Annotated in this window: 12 protein-coding genes; 5 read left to right on the forward strand and 7 right to left on the reverse strand. The window is 35.1% G+C overall.

All coding sequences use genetic code 11. The annotated features are described in order from the left end of the window. Positions 1–6: 6 nt before the first annotated feature. Positions 7–2,118 (reverse strand): (Fe-S)-binding protein, encoded by a 2,112-nt coding sequence (locus M1D73_RS27185; protein ID WP_001086776.1) that lies wholly within the window; start codon positions 2,116–2,118, stop codon positions 7–9. 447 nt (positions 2,119–2,565) lie between these two features. On the opposite strand from M1D73_RS27185, the gene cls reads away from it, so the two are divergent. The 3 genes from cls (at position 2,566) to M1D73_RS27200 (ending at position 7,547) form a co-directional block, all read left to right on the forward strand. Continuing rightward, complete coding sequence (cls, locus tag M1D73_RS27190; protein ID WP_088324968.1) at positions 2,566–3,759, forward strand: cardiolipin synthase; 1,194 nt, start codon at positions 2,566–2,568, stop codon at positions 3,757–3,759. A 32-nt stretch (positions 3,760–3,791) separates the two neighbouring features. Continuing rightward, a complete protein-coding gene (uvsE, locus tag M1D73_RS27195) occupies positions 3,792–4,745 on the forward strand; it encodes a UV DNA damage repair endonuclease UvsE (RefSeq protein WP_011110499.1) in 954 nt (317 codons plus the stop codon). 123 nt (positions 4,746–4,868) lie between these two features. After that, a complete protein-coding gene (locus tag M1D73_RS27200) occupies positions 4,869–7,547 on the forward strand; it encodes a DUF4084 domain-containing protein (RefSeq protein ID WP_002184091.1) in 2,679 nt (892 codons plus the stop codon). Between the two features lie 16 nt (positions 7,548–7,563). Here the strand turns inward: M1D73_RS27200 and M1D73_RS27205 are convergent, their stop codons facing one another. Beyond that, complete coding sequence (locus M1D73_RS27205; protein ID WP_000734730.1) at positions 7,564–7,710, reverse strand: quorum-sensing peptide PapR; 147 nt, start codon at positions 7,708–7,710, stop codon at positions 7,564–7,566. An 87-nt stretch (positions 7,711–7,797) separates the two neighbouring features. Further along, the gene (gene plcR, locus M1D73_RS27210) at positions 7,798–8,655 is read right to left on the reverse strand and encodes a transcriptional regulator PlcR (RefSeq protein WP_098212624.1); all 858 of its coding nucleotides are present in this window, start codon (positions 8,653–8,655) and stop codon (positions 7,798–7,800) included. A gap of 168 nt (positions 8,656–8,823) precedes the next feature. On the opposite strand from plcR, the gene M1D73_RS27215 reads away from it, so the two are divergent. Beyond that, positions 8,824–10,575 carry a M4 family metallopeptidase gene (locus tag M1D73_RS27215; RefSeq protein WP_001109506.1) on the forward strand — a complete coding sequence of 584 codons (1,752 nt, stop codon included), beginning with the start codon at positions 8,824–8,826 and terminating at the stop codon, positions 10,573–10,575. Between the two features lie 39 nt (positions 10,576–10,614). On the opposite strand, the gene M1D73_RS27220 is transcribed toward M1D73_RS27215, so the two are convergent. From M1D73_RS27220 to M1D73_RS27235, 4 genes are read right to left on the reverse strand one after another with little or no spacing between them, the layout of a single operon-like run. Then, a complete protein-coding gene (locus M1D73_RS27220) occupies positions 10,615–11,217 on the reverse strand; it encodes a response regulator transcription factor (protein WP_000619237.1) in 603 nt (200 codons plus the stop codon). Further along, positions 11,214–12,344 (reverse strand): sensor histidine kinase, encoded by a 1,131-nt coding sequence (locus M1D73_RS27225; RefSeq protein ID WP_000570607.1) that lies wholly within the window; start codon positions 12,342–12,344, stop codon positions 11,214–11,216. The genes M1D73_RS27220 and M1D73_RS27225 overlap by 4 nt, the downstream gene beginning before the upstream one ends. Further along, complete coding sequence (locus tag M1D73_RS27230) at positions 12,345–13,079, reverse strand: ABC transporter permease (protein ID WP_121868352.1); 735 nt, start codon at positions 13,077–13,079, stop codon at positions 12,345–12,347. Continuing rightward, the gene (locus M1D73_RS27235) at positions 13,076–13,978 is read right to left on the reverse strand and encodes an ABC transporter ATP-binding protein (RefSeq protein WP_098212626.1); all 903 of its coding nucleotides are present in this window, start codon (positions 13,976–13,978) and stop codon (positions 13,076–13,078) included. Before M1D73_RS27235 ends, M1D73_RS27230 begins: the two co-directional genes overlap by 4 nt. A gap of 157 nt (positions 13,979–14,135) precedes the next feature. On the opposite strand from M1D73_RS27235, the gene map reads away from it, so the two are divergent. Next, positions 14,136–14,930 carry a type I methionyl aminopeptidase gene (gene map / locus M1D73_RS27240; RefSeq protein WP_047792083.1) on the forward strand — a complete coding sequence of 265 codons (795 nt, stop codon included), beginning with the start codon at positions 14,136–14,138 and terminating at the stop codon, positions 14,928–14,930. The last annotated feature ends 335 nt before the right edge of the window (positions 14,931–15,265 follow it).

The following is a 15,265-nucleotide window of genomic DNA, read 5'->3' on the forward strand; positions in this document are numbered from 1 at the left end:
TACAAACTACATTGCTTCTTTTTTCTGTCCGATAACAGATCGTTCTAAAATCTCTGTCACATCAAGAGTTTGAACTTTCTCTTCTACCTCTTTCGCTTTCGTTCCATCACTGATCATCGTTAAGCAATATGGACAACCTGTACCGATAATGGATGGCTGTACAGCTAATGCTTGTTCTGTACGAGCAACGTTAATACGAGAACCTGTTGTTTCTTCCATCCACATTAAGCCACCACCTGCGCCACAGCACATTCCAGTTTCACGGTTACGTGCCATTTCTACAAGATTCACTCCAGGAATCGCTTTCAAAATGTCACGTGGCGCTTCGTACACTTCGTTGTATCTTCCTAAATAACAGGAATCATGGTACGTAACTGTTTCTTCAATAGCGTGAACAGGCTTTAAGCGCCCTTCTTTCACCCACTGAGCTAACAATTCTGTATGATGATAGACTTCTGCTTGCAAGCCAAAGTCCGGATACTCATTTTTAAATGTGTTATAAGCATGAGGATCAATCGTAACGATTTTCTTCACTCCTGCCTTTTCAAATTCTTCGATATTCTTTGTCGCCATCTCTTGGAATACAAATTCATTTCCGAGGCGGCGTGGTGTATCTCCAGAATTCTTTTCTTTATTACCGAGAATTGCGAATGAAATACCTGCTTCGTTCATTAACTTCGCAAACGATATCGCAATCTTCTGACTACGATTGTCGTATGATCCCATTGAACCAACCCAGAATAAATACTCGAATTCCTCCCCAGCTTTTGATTTTTCTTTTACAGTTGGAACTGTTACTTCGTCATCACCTTGGCGCCATGTTTCACGCTCTTTACGGTTCAGACCCCACGGATTCCCTTGACGCTCGATATTTGTCATCGCGCGTTGTGCTTCCGCGTCCATTTTTCCTTCTGTTAAAACGAGATATCGACGTAAATCAATAATTTTGTCAACATGCTCATTCATAACTGGGCATTGATCTTCACAGTTACGACACGTTGTACATGCCCAAATCTCTTCTTCTGTAATAACATCTCCGATTAAACTCGGATCGTAAGCGAGCGTTGTAGACGCTGATTCTTGTTGTCCTTTTCCAGCTGCCATCATCGCTAACTGATTTCCTTGTGTATTATTGAAGGCAACTACTGGAACCCACGGTGCTTTTGATGTTACCGCAGCTCCTTTATCAGTTAAATGATCGCGAAGTTTTAAAATTAAGTCCATCGGCGATAACATTTTTCCTGTTCCTGTTGCCGGACACATATTTGTACAACGGCCACACTCTACACAAGCGTATAAGTCAATAAGTTGATTTTGTCTAAAGTCTTCAATTTTACCAACACCAAATGTTTCTTGCGTTTCATCTTCAAAATCAATCTTTTCAAGCTTCCCTGGGTTTGAAAGACGACCGAAGAATACATTAGCTGGTCCTGCAATTAAATGCGCATGTTTTGATTGTGGAACATACACTAAAAACGTTAACAAAATTAGTAAATGCACCCACCAAGAAAAATAGAACACTGAAATGGCTACGGTTTCATTTATCCCGCTAAAAACGTAAGCGATTGCAGAAGCAATTGGTTCACTCCATGAAAGCTCCTCGCCATGCCATATAAGTCCCATACCGTTACCAAGTAGCACAGAAATCATTAAGCCACCGATAAAGATAAGAACAAGACCTGATTTGAAGTTACGTTTTAAACGAACAAGCTTTTCTACATAACGTCTATGAAAAGCCCAAAATACTGCAATTAAAATAACAAGTGTGACAATTTCCTGGAAGAATGTAAATGCAGGGTATAGTGGTCCAAGTGGAAGATGTGATCCTGGTGCGAGTCCTTTCCAAACGAAGTCAATTGCTCCAAATTGGACAAGAATAAATCCGTAAAAGAACATAACGTGAATGATGCCGCTTTTCTTATCTTTCAGCAGCTTTTTTTGACCGAAAACATTGACCTTAAGGAGATCCCAACGCTCTTTAAAACGACGGTCAAATTCAATTTTTTTTCCTAATTGTATGTAGGCCATTCTCGTCCGTATAAGATATACAAACAAATATCCTGCATAAGCAATAACAGCAATGGCAGCCAGCCAATTAATAATCAGTAAGCTATTCATTTTTATGCTACCCCTCTCTTTGTAAGCCCTCTTTCTTTTTTTGAATCTTCAAAAATATATAATTTTCTGAATTATATCCCCTATCCCCATTATATAATGAGTGAGCATTCAGTCAACAGTTTTTTGTTATAGAACAACACATTTTTTCATAAAGCTGTTTATTTCGGTGAAACTATAAAGTGAAACTTTAATCAGCAGGGGTGGTTCATCCCCCGCTGATTATTAGTTGAACCAATCGGGCTTTTACGGGCAGTTGATTTCCAAACTAGCTTCTGCTTATTCATCAATTTTTGAAATAGGAAGCTTACTGCCCGTTAAAGCGGGATAAAGTGAAACTTTAACCAGTACAAGATCTATCCTCTAAAGAAATTTATAATAACAGCCGTGCTACCCGTATCATTTGTAACACACTGAAGGTGAAAAGAATGCGAAGGAGGGAATTCACTAATGCTCTACTTATCTCTTTTGTTAATATCCGTTGCTCTTTGGATTACAATTGACCTTTCATACGGGAGACTTCTTCATTTAAAACGAGTAAGCTCTCGCACTTTCCCTTTACGTCAAAGTGATTTTCACCTTTATACATACGGGAAAGATTTGTATGACGCTTTATTTACTGATATAAAACAAGCACAGCATCACATTCATATTTTATTCTTCATTGTAAAAAACGATAAAATCAGTCGTGAATTTTTAAAATTGCTGATTGATAAGGCTCAGGAAGGAATTGAAGTACGACTTTTACTTGATCGATTTGGCAGCCATTCTTTATCAAACGAAGCTATTCGCTCCCTGCAAAAACATGGTGTATCTTTTTCATTTTGTCATAAGGTAAAATTTCCTCTGCCTTTCTTTTCTGCCAATCAACGAAATCATAGGAAAATTACAGTGATTGATGGGAAAACCGGCTATATCGGGGGATTTAATATCGGTGAAGAGTATCTAGGGCATAATGAATATTTAGGATTATGGCGAGACTACCATTTACGTCTTACAGGAGAAGGGGTTCAAGATTTACAAAAGCAATTTTTGCATGACTGGTTTGATGATACGAAACAAAATTTATTAGATGCTTCTCTTTATTTTCCAAAACAAAACCCAGGTACCATCCTGCATCAATTTATTCCGACTGATGGGGCTTATTTACAGCATACTTTTTTACATTTAATTAACGCGGCAAAAAAAGAAATCTGTATCGGTACACCATATTTCATTCCTGGAAAAAAAATTATGAATGCCTTATTAAAAGCAAAAGAAAGAGGGGTTCAAATCACAATTCTTGTTCCAGAAAAAGCTGATCACCCTCTTGTTCGAGAAGCCAAATTTCCGTACTGCCGAAAATTAATACAGGCTGGTTGCAATATTTATGCATTTCAACAAGGTTTTTTTCACGCCAAAATTATTATAGTAGACGATGATATTTGTGATATCGGAACAGCAAACTTTGATATGAGAAGTTTATATATTAACCATGAAATAAACTGCCTGTTATATAATAAACATTTCATTCAAACAGTAAAAAAGAAATTCCATGAAGATCTAGATAATGCATCTGTACTTTCCTATAGCGATGTAAACCCGCCTTCTCTTATCGATAGAGGAAAGGAATGGATTGGAACAATATTTGCTTTCTTTTTATAGGAAAGACAATGAATAAAAGAGGTGTATCTCATATGCTTATACGGTTTGGATATGTCTCACATGCAATGGCACTCTGGGACTGTTCTCCTGCCAAAACAATGACGTTTACAAGCTTTAAGAAACTCAGCAAGCAAGAGCGAGAAGACAAACTGTACCATGTTATAAGGCAAAATTTAGAGCACACAATACGTATCCTTCATTACAATATAGCGCATGAAATCCCACTATATCGCCTATCGTCTTCCATCGTCCCACTTGCAACACATCCCGAAGTCGAGTTTGACTATATTGGGGTATTCACACCACTTTGGCGTAAAATAGGGGCTTTAATTAAAGAACACAATTTACGAATAAGTTTTCATCCAAATCAATTTACGCTATTTACAAGCGACAAGCCACATATTACTACTAACGCTATTACGGATATGACTTATCATTATAAAATATTGGATGCTATAGGCATTGCAGATTCTTCTTACATTAATATTCATGTAGGTGGAGCCTATGGAAATAAAGAAAAGGCAATTGAGCGCTTCCATGAAAACATAAAAAAACTTCCTACACATATAAAAAAACAAATGACTCTTGAAAATGATGATAAAACCTATACAACCGCTGAAACTTTATCCATTTGCCAAAAAGAAAATATTCCATTTGTATTTGATTATCATCATCATATGGCCAATCTTTGCGAGGAACCACTAGAAGAGTTGCTTCCTGCAATTTTTGAAACTTGGTCACATACAAATATCTCTCCTAAAGTTCACATTTCCTCCCCGAGATCGGAAAAAGAATTTAGGGCTCATGCTGAATATATCGATTTAGAGTTTATTAAGCCTTTCTTACACATTGCAAAAAAACACAATCATAATTTCGATATTATGATTGAAAGTAAACAAAAAGACTTAGCACTATTCCAATTAATAGATGAACTTTCTGCTATAAGAGGAATTAAAAGAATAAGTGGTGCAATGTTACAGTGGTAAATTGTAACTTTGCACCATTTTTTCAAAAAAGTAATTTTTATAGTAAAAAACATCCTATTTTATATGCTATTATTTAAATTAGCATTCCCTCGAGATTCAACTTTATTGAAACGGAGTCATAATATGATTAATCAAAAAAAATATGTACAATTTGTCATAATATACATATCTATATTTGCTCTTTGGATACTCTTTATTCCAAATGAATCGCATATAAAGGAGATTGGAATTCTTTTCTTATTCTGTTTCGCTGCACTTTTTTCTTGTCACTGTTTATATAAAGCTATTAAGAGAATGAAACGCAGCGATAAACTATTTTGGATTTTATTACTATGTACTTGCCTATGTGGGTTAGTTATGGAGATAACCCTATTTCTTAGTTCACTTTCTATACATGATCAATCTATATTTTCATATAAAGCATTACCTTTTTTTATCATACAATATATTTTGCTCTTTGTTGGATTTGCTATAAAGTTTATAAAAAATTATTCTATTAAGGGGCTTTCTCAATTTTCATTCGATAGCATCTTTATTATTATTATGAACATTTATTTCACCTTAACTTTTATCTTAGACCTTTCAAGCTTCCGCATGTTAACAAAGGATACTTGGATTTTAATTGGGTATTTCATTGCACAATCATTAGTAATTTACGCCGTTATTAGCCTATATAGAAGAGAACAATATTCTTCTAGTAGAATTGCATTAATTATCGGTTTCACTATTATACTCGTATACGGTTATATTCATCTGTTTCAATTGAATTTTGGAATGAAAACTTCTGCTGAAATTAATTATTTAATACACACTGCTTCTATTTTATTAATTGGACTTTCTTCCATACTATATATTTTAGATAAACCAATGCAGCATGAAACGAAAACAAAATATTATCGATTCGATTATGTACGTTTTATACTACCTTATTTTAGTATAATTATTACTTTTTCTTTTATTATCATTCAACCTTGGGATGATAAATTCATGTTAATCGGTCTCGTATTATCACTTATTTTGTTATTCTTGCGGCAACTTTACATGTGGAAAGATAATCAAGCACTAATTCATACATATGAACAGTTGACTACACAACTAGAGGACGAAGTTGAAGAAGGTGCATTTGCATTATCAAAAAGTGAACAACGTTATAAATCTTTATTCGAGGACCATCCCGATGCCGTTTTCTCTTTAAATATGAATGGCATTTTTCAACAATCTAATAAGGCGTGCGAAAGCTTATTTACTGCCTATTATTGCGAAGTGGCAAGCTATTCTCTGGTACACTTCATTGATTCAAAAGACCACGAACTACTAAAGAAGGCTTTACAAATTACAAAGGAAGGTAGGCCACAAACGTTAGAAGTTCGTACAAAAGAACAAGAAGGCTATTATTATTATCTCCATATTACACTTATCCCTACTTTTATAAACAAAGAAGTGGTCGGAATGTTTGGGATAGCACGTGATATTACCACCTTATATGAAAAACAAAAACAAGTAGAACATTTAGCCTTTCACGATGCACTTACTGGATTACCAAATCGTCGAAAGTTCGAAAAAGATTTAAAAGCCATTTTAAATACAGCCCAAACTAACGCAAATGATGTCGCCGTCATATTCCTTGATTTAGATCGATTTAAAAAAATTAACGATAGACTTGGCCATGACGTTGGAGATTTATTATTAATTGAAGTAGCAAAAAGATTACGCGGTTGCTTGCGTTCAAAAGATATCGTCGCTCGCCAAGGTGGAGATGAGTTTACAATTCTATTACCAGAAATGTACTCAGAAAAAAGTGCAATTTTTATAGCTGAACAGATTTTAACTATTTTAAACAAACCATTCTTCATTCAAGGCGAAGAACTTTCTATTACACCAAGTATCGGAATTGCGATGTACCCTGATTATGGAACTGATGTAAATGAGTTAATGAAAAATGCTGATATGGCTATGTATCGTGCGAAAGCAAATGGAAAAAACAGATTTGTTTTCTTCTCAAAAGAAATGAGTATCGCTCAAAATGAAATTCAATTCTTAGAAGGTGAACTTTCAAAAGCATTACAACAAAATGAATTTTTCCTTGAATACCAGCCACAAGTAAGCACAAAAACAAAACAAATTATCGGTTTTGAAGCATTAATACGTTGGAAGCATCCAAAACTCGGTATCGTATCTCCTGCCCAATTTATCCCTCTAGCAGAGGAAACTGGTTTTATTATTGAACTTGGCAATTGGATTTTACGTACTGCTTGTTTAGAGGCAAAAAGATGGCATAATCAAGGTTTCTCTCATTTAAAAGTTGGTGTAAATTTATCTGTTGTTCAATTTAACCATGCAGATTTAATCCCAACTATTTCAAAGGTATTGGAAGAAACAGAACTGAAACCAGAAGCACTAGATATTGAAATTACGGAAAGCATCGCAATTAATCAAAATCAATCTGTAGTTGCAAAACTAGAACAACTTCAAAATCTCGGTATTCAAATTTCAATCGACGACTTTGGAACTGGTTATAGTTCTTTAGCTTATTTAACAAAATATCCAATCAACACATTAAAAATCGCTCGAGAGTTTATTTGTGGAATTACAACTAGCCCTTTAGAAGAAGCAATTGTCTCTTCCATTATTACACTATCAAAACAACTAAATTTAGAAGTGATTGCAGAAGGTGTAGAAACGGAAGAAGAATGGGAATTTTTACATAAACAAAATTGTGATCACATTCAAGGATTCTTTATTAGCAAACCTGTTTCTAGTAAAGACGTTTGGATGTTACTCCATAAAAAAACAACCGCCTAAGTAAGACGGTTGTTTTTTAATATTCAAAAGGTAAATCTTTAGCTAATTGTACCTCTTGATCGTTATGAGAAATTATATGGCTTTTCTCTAATGCCGTATCGCCTAATGAAATACCCCATGCCATCGCTAACGTTAATAAACTACCAATAAGTAATTTCTTCATATTCCATCACCCACATTTTTTATTTTAATATATCATGAAAATTTATATCTATTATATGCAATTATGCATACCCATTTTTTAGGATATTTATCTGCTGATCTTATTTACGAGCGCTTCTTTATATGTATGCATTTCTAATATATCAAAAAAGAAGCTTGCCTTTTTATATGCATCTTCAACCTCTGCCCTATCGTACTCCAACTTCCCTAGGCATTCACCTCTTTGATAATATAGCTGTCCAATTAATGCCATACTATTAATTCGGCATGATATTTCAATCGCTTTATTTACTTGATAAAGTGACTCTTCATATTGATTATCTAAATATAATGCTTTCGCATGATTATATCTTACCTTCACTTCAAATTCTTCATTATCATGCAATACCTCTAATTGTTTTAATATATCTTCAAATAACTCAATACTCTTCTTAAAATAGCTATTTTCAGCATAAATATTTGCAATCGCATTTTCTATATAAAGATTTTGGTATACGTCTATTCCAGCTAACTGTTGATTTAACAATTTTTTTAATTCTAAAATACAATATTCGTAATCGATTTTCTTTAATATGTAAGCTGCTACATGATATTGCCATTGAAGAAATTGCTGGAATTCAGGATGATATTCTTCCTTTTTCAGCTCATTCCATACTTTATTATAAATTTCTTTATATTTCTTTTGCTTACAAAGCATAATGATTTGATCTTTAAACTGTTTTTTTCTTTCAATATCGGAATAAATGAGTACCTCATAAAAATGAATAATAGGAACTTGTAATTTTGCTGCGATACCTTGCAATATATCCATACTTGGGTATACCGCACCCGATTCAATTCTACTCACTTCCGATTGATGACATATATTATCGGATAACTGTTTCTGTGTTAATCCTCTCATCACCCTAATTTTCTTAATTTCACTTCCTAATTTTTCTGCGTGCATACTTACTCACCATCCCATTAGAACAATCTAATTTTTTGAGTTGTCATACCACTACAATAATGTGAATTCGACAATTTTTGATATGAAATAATGCATAATATATATAAAATTCGGCAAATTTTTCATACAATTCATCTCACATACAATAATAGATTAGGAGTGTTATAGATGAATTATAGAAAACTTGCTAGTGCTTTCGTTACATTCGGTCTTCTTTGCCCTTTATCAACAGAAGCTATTCATGCTCAAGAATTAGACAAAAGTGCAGTCAAAGTTGAAATTGCTCAGCCTGGTTTAACAATCGGGAAATTAACACAACCTCAAAATGATACGAAAGAAAATATTGCTAAAAAGTATTTAAAAGGTGAGGTAAATGGGGCGAAAGCTCAACAAGAACAAGTCACTACTGAAAAAAATGTAGATTTCCAACCTACAAATAAAGAAACCAAAGAAAATCAAACCGAAGTTCGCCTTGCACAAACATATAAAAACTATAAAATATATGGCCAAGATCTCATTGTAAAAGTAGATAAAAATGGAGTAATCACAACTGTTAGTGGTAAAGTTGTTCAAAATTTAAATCAACAACCTAATCTTACTATAACAAATTTTTTGTCGAAAAATGAAGTAAAATCTAAATTACGCGATATAGTTCAAATTCCAAGTGATGCAGTTGAGACAGAATTCTCTAGCGAAACCGTTGTTTACAAGAAAAAAGATGGCTATTATACATTCGCAACTGTTATTACATTTACTTATGAAAACAATGAACAAATTATAAACGGCAATGCTATCGTTGATTTAAAAACTGGCGAAGTACTTTTCCAAGAAAAATTCATTAAAAACAAAGAGAATAAGACTATAAATCAAGTAACATCACCTAGATTATCCCCTGCAAGTGAGCAAGGAACTGGGAAAAATGCACTTCAAGAAAACATCTCTTTCAATATTGCCAAAGGAACTGATGGGAAGTTTTATTTAGCAGATTTATCACGCGGAAATGGTATTTATATTTATAATGCAAACTACGCCGATTCCCTCGGAGGATATAGTCAAGCTGGTTATCCAGGGACACTAATTTCAAGTAGTACTCCTAATTTTGCAGATAAAGAAGCCGCGGGCGCTATGAAGAACATGAGTGATATTTACGATTACTTTAAGAAAGAACATAATCTAAAAAGTTACGACAATAAAGATTCAAAAGTTGTTGCTAGTGTACACGGTTTTGATTCTACTGAAGTTAGTGATGGTGTAAAAGAAGACTATGTAAATGCATTTTGGCATCCCGCTTGGAACCAAATGGTATTTGGTGATGGTTTAGACGGAAAACTAACATCCGCTCTTGATGTAACAGCTCATGAATTTGGACATGCTGTATTCAGTGGCACGACGAAAAATAAAGTCGTGAGATATCCAAGCGCTGAAACATCTGCACTAAACGAGGGATTAGCAGATTTCTGGGGTACACAAATCGAATATTACGTAAAGAAAGATAAAGGAAACTGGATTATGGGCGATACATTAGGTGGCCTAACAATTCGTGATATCCCAAGGGAAATTGGTGACGGCGGTCATAAACTATATACAAATTTACAAGATTTCTATAACGATGGTAATAATCAAGAATCACACGTGAATTCTGGTATTATCAGTCACGTATTATATCAATTAGCTGAAGGTAAAACATATAACGGTGTTGCTGTTCAAAAACAAGGAAATGAAAAAGTAAGTAAAGTTGTTATGCGTGCATTGCAAAATTATGCAACTTCCGCTGAAGACTTTGAATCACTTCAATCTCATATCGTACAAGCTGCAAAAGATTTATATGGCACTGCCGTATCAAATGAATTTGCAAAGGCATTTGAAGCACACGGTTACAAACCGTTACAAAAAGTAAATCAAGTAATAGAAGTACAATAATTATAAAAAGAAGGTTACCTCTCATAGGTAACCTTCTTTTTATATCCAACCCTTTTCTTCCGCAATTGTAATTGCCTCAATTCTATTTTTCGCATCAAGCTTCGCTAATACTTCAGAAATATAATTACGTACTGTACCCGGCGAAAGATAAAGTGCCTTCGCAATTTCGTTTGCCGTCTTTCCTTCTTTCGCAAGCAACAGTACTTCCTTTTCGCGATCTGACAACGGATTTTGCTCCTGCCATAAGCCAAACATTAAATCTTGGGAGACCTCTCGTTTCCCCTTCATTACATTACGAATTGCTGCCGCTAAATCTTCACTTGGGCTATCCTTTAATAAATAGCCGTGCACACCAGCTTTCATTGCTCTTTCAAAATATCCCGGCCGTGCAAATGTTGTTAAAATCATTACTTTGCATGATGATTTTTCTTTCTTTAAAGTCTCAGCGACATCCAATCCACTTTGAATCGGCATTTCAATATCCATAATACTTACATCTGGCTTTAACGATTCAATTAATTCTAACGCCTCTTCCCCGTTCGCAGCTTGCCCAATTACTTCGATATCATCTTCTAGATCAAGCAGGGCCCCTAATGCACCACGAAGCATCCGCTGGTCTTCTGCAATAATAATTCGAATCATGCCCTCACCTCATCTTTTCCTGTTCTAATAACAACTGGAACTTTTACCGTTAATAACGTCCCTGGATTGATTGTACCTAGTTCAACAAATCCATCAATAAGAGCAATTCGTTCTTTCATGCCGCGAATACCATTTCCATCATGATTTTGATCTGTTAAACCGATTCCGTTATCTTCTACTTTCAAAATCAGTTCACCTTGTGATTCTAATACAGAAACTGCGCACCGCGTTGCCTTACTATGTTTTACAACATTTGTAACGGCCTCACGTAAACACATCCCGACAATATTTTGTTCAATTGGTGATAACGAGCTCGATCTTGCTTCTTGCCTCACTTCTAATTCAATATTAGCTGCTTGTAAGATCGCTTTTATTTGCTCTAGCTCTTCTTCTACCGTAATCATACGCATATCAGAAATTAATTCTCTCAGCTGTTTTAAGGCTGTACGAGACGTTTGTGTAATTTCCTTCGCTTCCGCACTTGCACGCTCTGGATTTTTCACAATTAACTTCTCTACAAGCTGGCTTTTCAAAGTAATAAGAGATAACGTATGCCCTAATGTGTCATGAAGATCTCTTGCAATCCGCTGCCGTTCTTCACGTTTTACTAAGTCTTTAATTTGCTCGTTCGCCTGATCCAATTGATTTCTTAACATCTTTTTCTGATTAAAATTGCGCATACCAAATGGCGTAAGAAGCATTAAAATAAACATTGGAACGATATTTACTAAACTTGTAGTTGTTAGTTGATTCATATTTACAAATAAAAATGCTCCAAGCATGATAACTAACGAACATAACAGCACTCGAAATACTTTCTTATTTGGCGCAAATCCCATCGCACTTGCTGTGAAAAAGCCAAAAAATATCATAAAAGGATTATAAAATAAAGCAAATAAAAAGATGAGTACCATTTGAATACACGCCCAAAAAACAAACGTCCTCTGAACAAAATAAAGCTGACGGTATGTGACGATAAAAATTATCAACATACCGCTTCCTATTACAAGCTTCCATCCTGATGCCTGCGCTAAGTGATAAATTGGAAATAATAGATAAACAAACCACATATACGGGAAGAATCCCATATGTTTCGGAAAAATCTCAATCCTCTTCTTCTCTATCATTTATACCGCTTCCTGTCTTTTTCTTATATATATTGATACTACAACAAATATAAGGAAATAACCTCCTAATACCGCGATATTTTCCCATCCAATTGATTTTCCAGCTACAATATCCCACGCACCACTTCCGAAATGGTATGTCGGTGTCCATTCACCAATCGTTCTTAATATTTTGGGAAATACTTCAACCGGCATCCATAACCCGCCAACTATAGCTAAACTCATATTTAAAATATTTGCTAAGCCAGCAGCTGCGTCCGCCTTCTTAATGGAACCTATTACTGTTCCTAACGCTAAAAATGGTGTTACCCCTAACAATAACCATAATCCCGCACCAATCCATTGCCCTATCGTTAACTCAACATGATTAATTAGTATCCCTGCAATAAAGATAACTAATATTGAAAAAGCATTTACTACTGTTTGAGCGATAATTTTTGCTGTTAAATATGCTCCCTCTGGAAGCGGTGTAATTTTTAGAAGATGTGTCCATCCTTGCCCTCTTTCCTGAGAAAGTCTCACACCGAAACTAAAGAGTGCAGTCCCTACAATACTGAAAGTTGCCATCGAAATTAAATAATGTGCTTTCCACGCATCTCCGTTTTGTGGTACTTGAACAACATTTGTGAAAATGTAGTAAAACATAACAGGCATTAATAATGAGAAAAAGATAAATAATTTATTGCGGAATGTACGTAAAATTTCTATTTTGCATTGCATCCATAATGCTCTCATGCGATTTCCTCCTTCTGATTTGCGACAAACTGTTCGAATGCTTCATCAAGACTTCCACGTTCAACTGAAACATCTGTTACAGGTAAACTCTTTTGATAAATGGCTTTTAAAGTTGCATCCGTATCCTCCGTTGTTAAAATGAAGCGTCCTTCGCTTGACTTTACTTCTGTTACATTTGGTAATTCCTTTAGTAATTTTGTAGGAATGCTTTCCTTCGAGTAAAATGTGATTGTTTTTCGCGAAATCGTCGCTTTCATTTCGTCTGGTGTACCATCTGCGATAATCTTTCCGTTCGCAAATAATAAGATACGATTTGCTAAAGCATCTGCTTCTTCTAAATAATGCGTCGTTAAAATAATTGTTTTCTCTTCACTTGCTAACTTTCGAATCGTTTCCCAAAACATTCTTCGAGACGTAATATCCATTCCGACTGTTGGCTCATCTAAAAATAACAAATCTGGATTTCCCGCAAGTGCAAGCGCAAAATTCAACCTTCTTTTTTGCCCACCTGATAACTTCTCACATCTTTGCTTTCGCTCTGATTCTAAATTTGATAGCTGCAGTAACGTTTCTTTCGCTATAGGATTCGTATAATAACTACGGAATAACTCGATTGCCTCTTCCACCGTAATACTATCAATGACACTTACTTCTTGCAGCATCGCACCGAGGCTATTACGAACATCTCTATGCTTTGGACTCTTTCCAAATATAAAGACCTTACCTTCTGTCGGGTCCTTTAATCCAAGCATCATCGACATCGTCGTTGTTTTCCCCGCACCATTCGGACCAAGTAACGCTACTATTTCCCCTTTATTTACATGAAATGAAACATTATTTACTGCGTTTTTATGTTTAAATGTTTTAGAAACACCATTTACTTCAATAATCTTTTCCATCTCTCCACCCCCGCTGTTTCTTATATTTACATTGTATTACTTGGAAAACTTAGGAAACAGTATGATGCGTCATGACATCGATATGACAATTGTCATGTATTCTTTATGAGAGGAATCAACCCGCATACCGCAAGCGAGTAGCAGGACGAAAATAAACATGATACAATCGGATAAGATATATATTCGAGGAAGGACAGTGGTTTTCATGATTATTCGTAATGAACAAGATTTAGAAGGCTTACGAAAAATCGGCCGCATCGTTGCGCTTGCACGTGAAGAAATGAAAAAAGAAGCGAAGCCAGGTATGACAACGAAAGAGCTTGATTTGATCGGTAAAAAAGTATTAGATGAGCATGGTGCTATTTCTGCACCTGAAAAAGAATATGATTTCCCAGGTGTAACTTGCATTAGTGTAAATGAGGAAGTTGCTCATGGTATTCCAGGAGATCGCGTATTAAAAGAAGGCGACTTAGTAAACGTCGATGTATCTGCTGCACTTGATGGCTATTATGCAGATACAGGTATCTCATTTGTTCTTGGAGAAGACGAAGCAAAAGAAAAGCTTTGCCAAGCAGCAGTTGATGCATTTTGGGCAGCAATGAAAAAGGTTAGAGCTGGCTCAAAACAAAATCAAATTGGTCGTGCTGTTTCAAACTTCGCACATAAAAGTGGATACAATGTTATTCAAAACTTAACTGGTCACGGCATTGGTCTTAGCTTACATGAAGCACCAAATCACATTTTAAGTTACTATGATCCAATGGATAATGCGCTTTTAAAAGACGGTCTTGTTATCGCTGTAGAACCGTTCATCTCTATGAAAGCTGATCATATTATTGAACGTGGTGACGACGGCTGGACATTCGTTACACCTGATAAAAGTCTTGTTGCACAATGTGAACATACGGTTGTCGTAACGCGCGGCGAACCAATAATTTTAACAGAAATCTAATACCAAAAACGGCTGTTTTGTAGATTTATTCCACATAAAACAGCCGTTTTTATTTTTGGGAAAATATGTGAACTACTGTTGAACTCTTTATCATTTAAGTATATAATCTTTAGCGGAGGTTACTTAAGCTTATCTTTACTAAAAAGATATTGTAACTAAAAACACCTTCTTTCTTATTGTTTAAACAGTCTCAAAAATGACCGTAGTAACGTGTTAGTCGAATATTCTGTAATTCTTATATTCCTCTAACAATGTAAGAAACTATCATCTTTCAACTTCGGTCCACTAATCGCACAACTCTCTTTAGACAAAATAAATGACTATTTTCAAAGTAC

It is taken from the genome of Bacillus sp. PK3-067, from assembly GCF_056738645.1.

What these genes read in the sequence shown, in the direction of transcription:
- map (WP_047792083.1), top strand. Translation starts at nt 14,136, where the DNA reads ATGATACAATCGGATAAGATATATATTCGAGGAAGGACAGTGGTTTTC.
- M1D73_RS27225 (WP_000570607.1), bottom strand. Translation starts at nt 12,344, where the DNA reads ATGATAGAGAAGAAGAGGATTGAGATTTTTCCGAAACATATGGGATTC.
- M1D73_RS27220 (WP_000619237.1), bottom strand. Translation starts at nt 11,217, where the DNA reads ATGATTCGAATTATTATTGCAGAAGACCAGCGGATGCTTCGTGGTGCA.
- M1D73_RS27185 (WP_001086776.1), bottom strand. Translation starts at nt 2,118, where the DNA reads ATGAATAGCTTACTGATTATTAATTGGCTGGCTGCCATTGCTGTTATT.
- cls (WP_088324968.1), top strand. Translation starts at nt 2,566, where the DNA reads ATGCTCTACTTATCTCTTTTGTTAATATCCGTTGCTCTTTGGATTACA.
- M1D73_RS27200 (WP_002184091.1), top strand. Translation starts at nt 4,869, where the DNA reads ATGATTAATCAAAAAAAATATGTACAATTTGTCATAATATACATATCT.
- M1D73_RS27215 (WP_001109506.1), top strand. Translation starts at nt 8,824, where the DNA reads ATGAATTATAGAAAACTTGCTAGTGCTTTCGTTACATTCGGTCTTCTT.
- M1D73_RS27235 (WP_098212626.1), bottom strand. Translation starts at nt 13,978, where the DNA reads ATGGAAAAGATTATTGAAGTAAATGGTGTTTCTAAAACATTTAAACAT.
- M1D73_RS27205 (WP_000734730.1), bottom strand. Translation starts at nt 7,710, where the DNA reads ATGAAGAAATTACTTATTGGTAGTTTATTAACGTTAGCGATGGCATGG.
- plcR (WP_098212624.1), bottom strand. Translation starts at nt 8,655, where the DNA reads ATGCACGCAGAAAAATTAGGAAGTGAAATTAAGAAAATTAGGGTGATG.
- M1D73_RS27230 (WP_121868352.1), bottom strand. Translation starts at nt 13,079, where the DNA reads ATGAGAGCATTATGGATGCAATGCAAAATAGAAATTTTACGTACATTC.
- uvsE (WP_011110499.1), top strand. Translation starts at nt 3,792, where the DNA reads ATGCTTATACGGTTTGGATATGTCTCACATGCAATGGCACTCTGGGAC.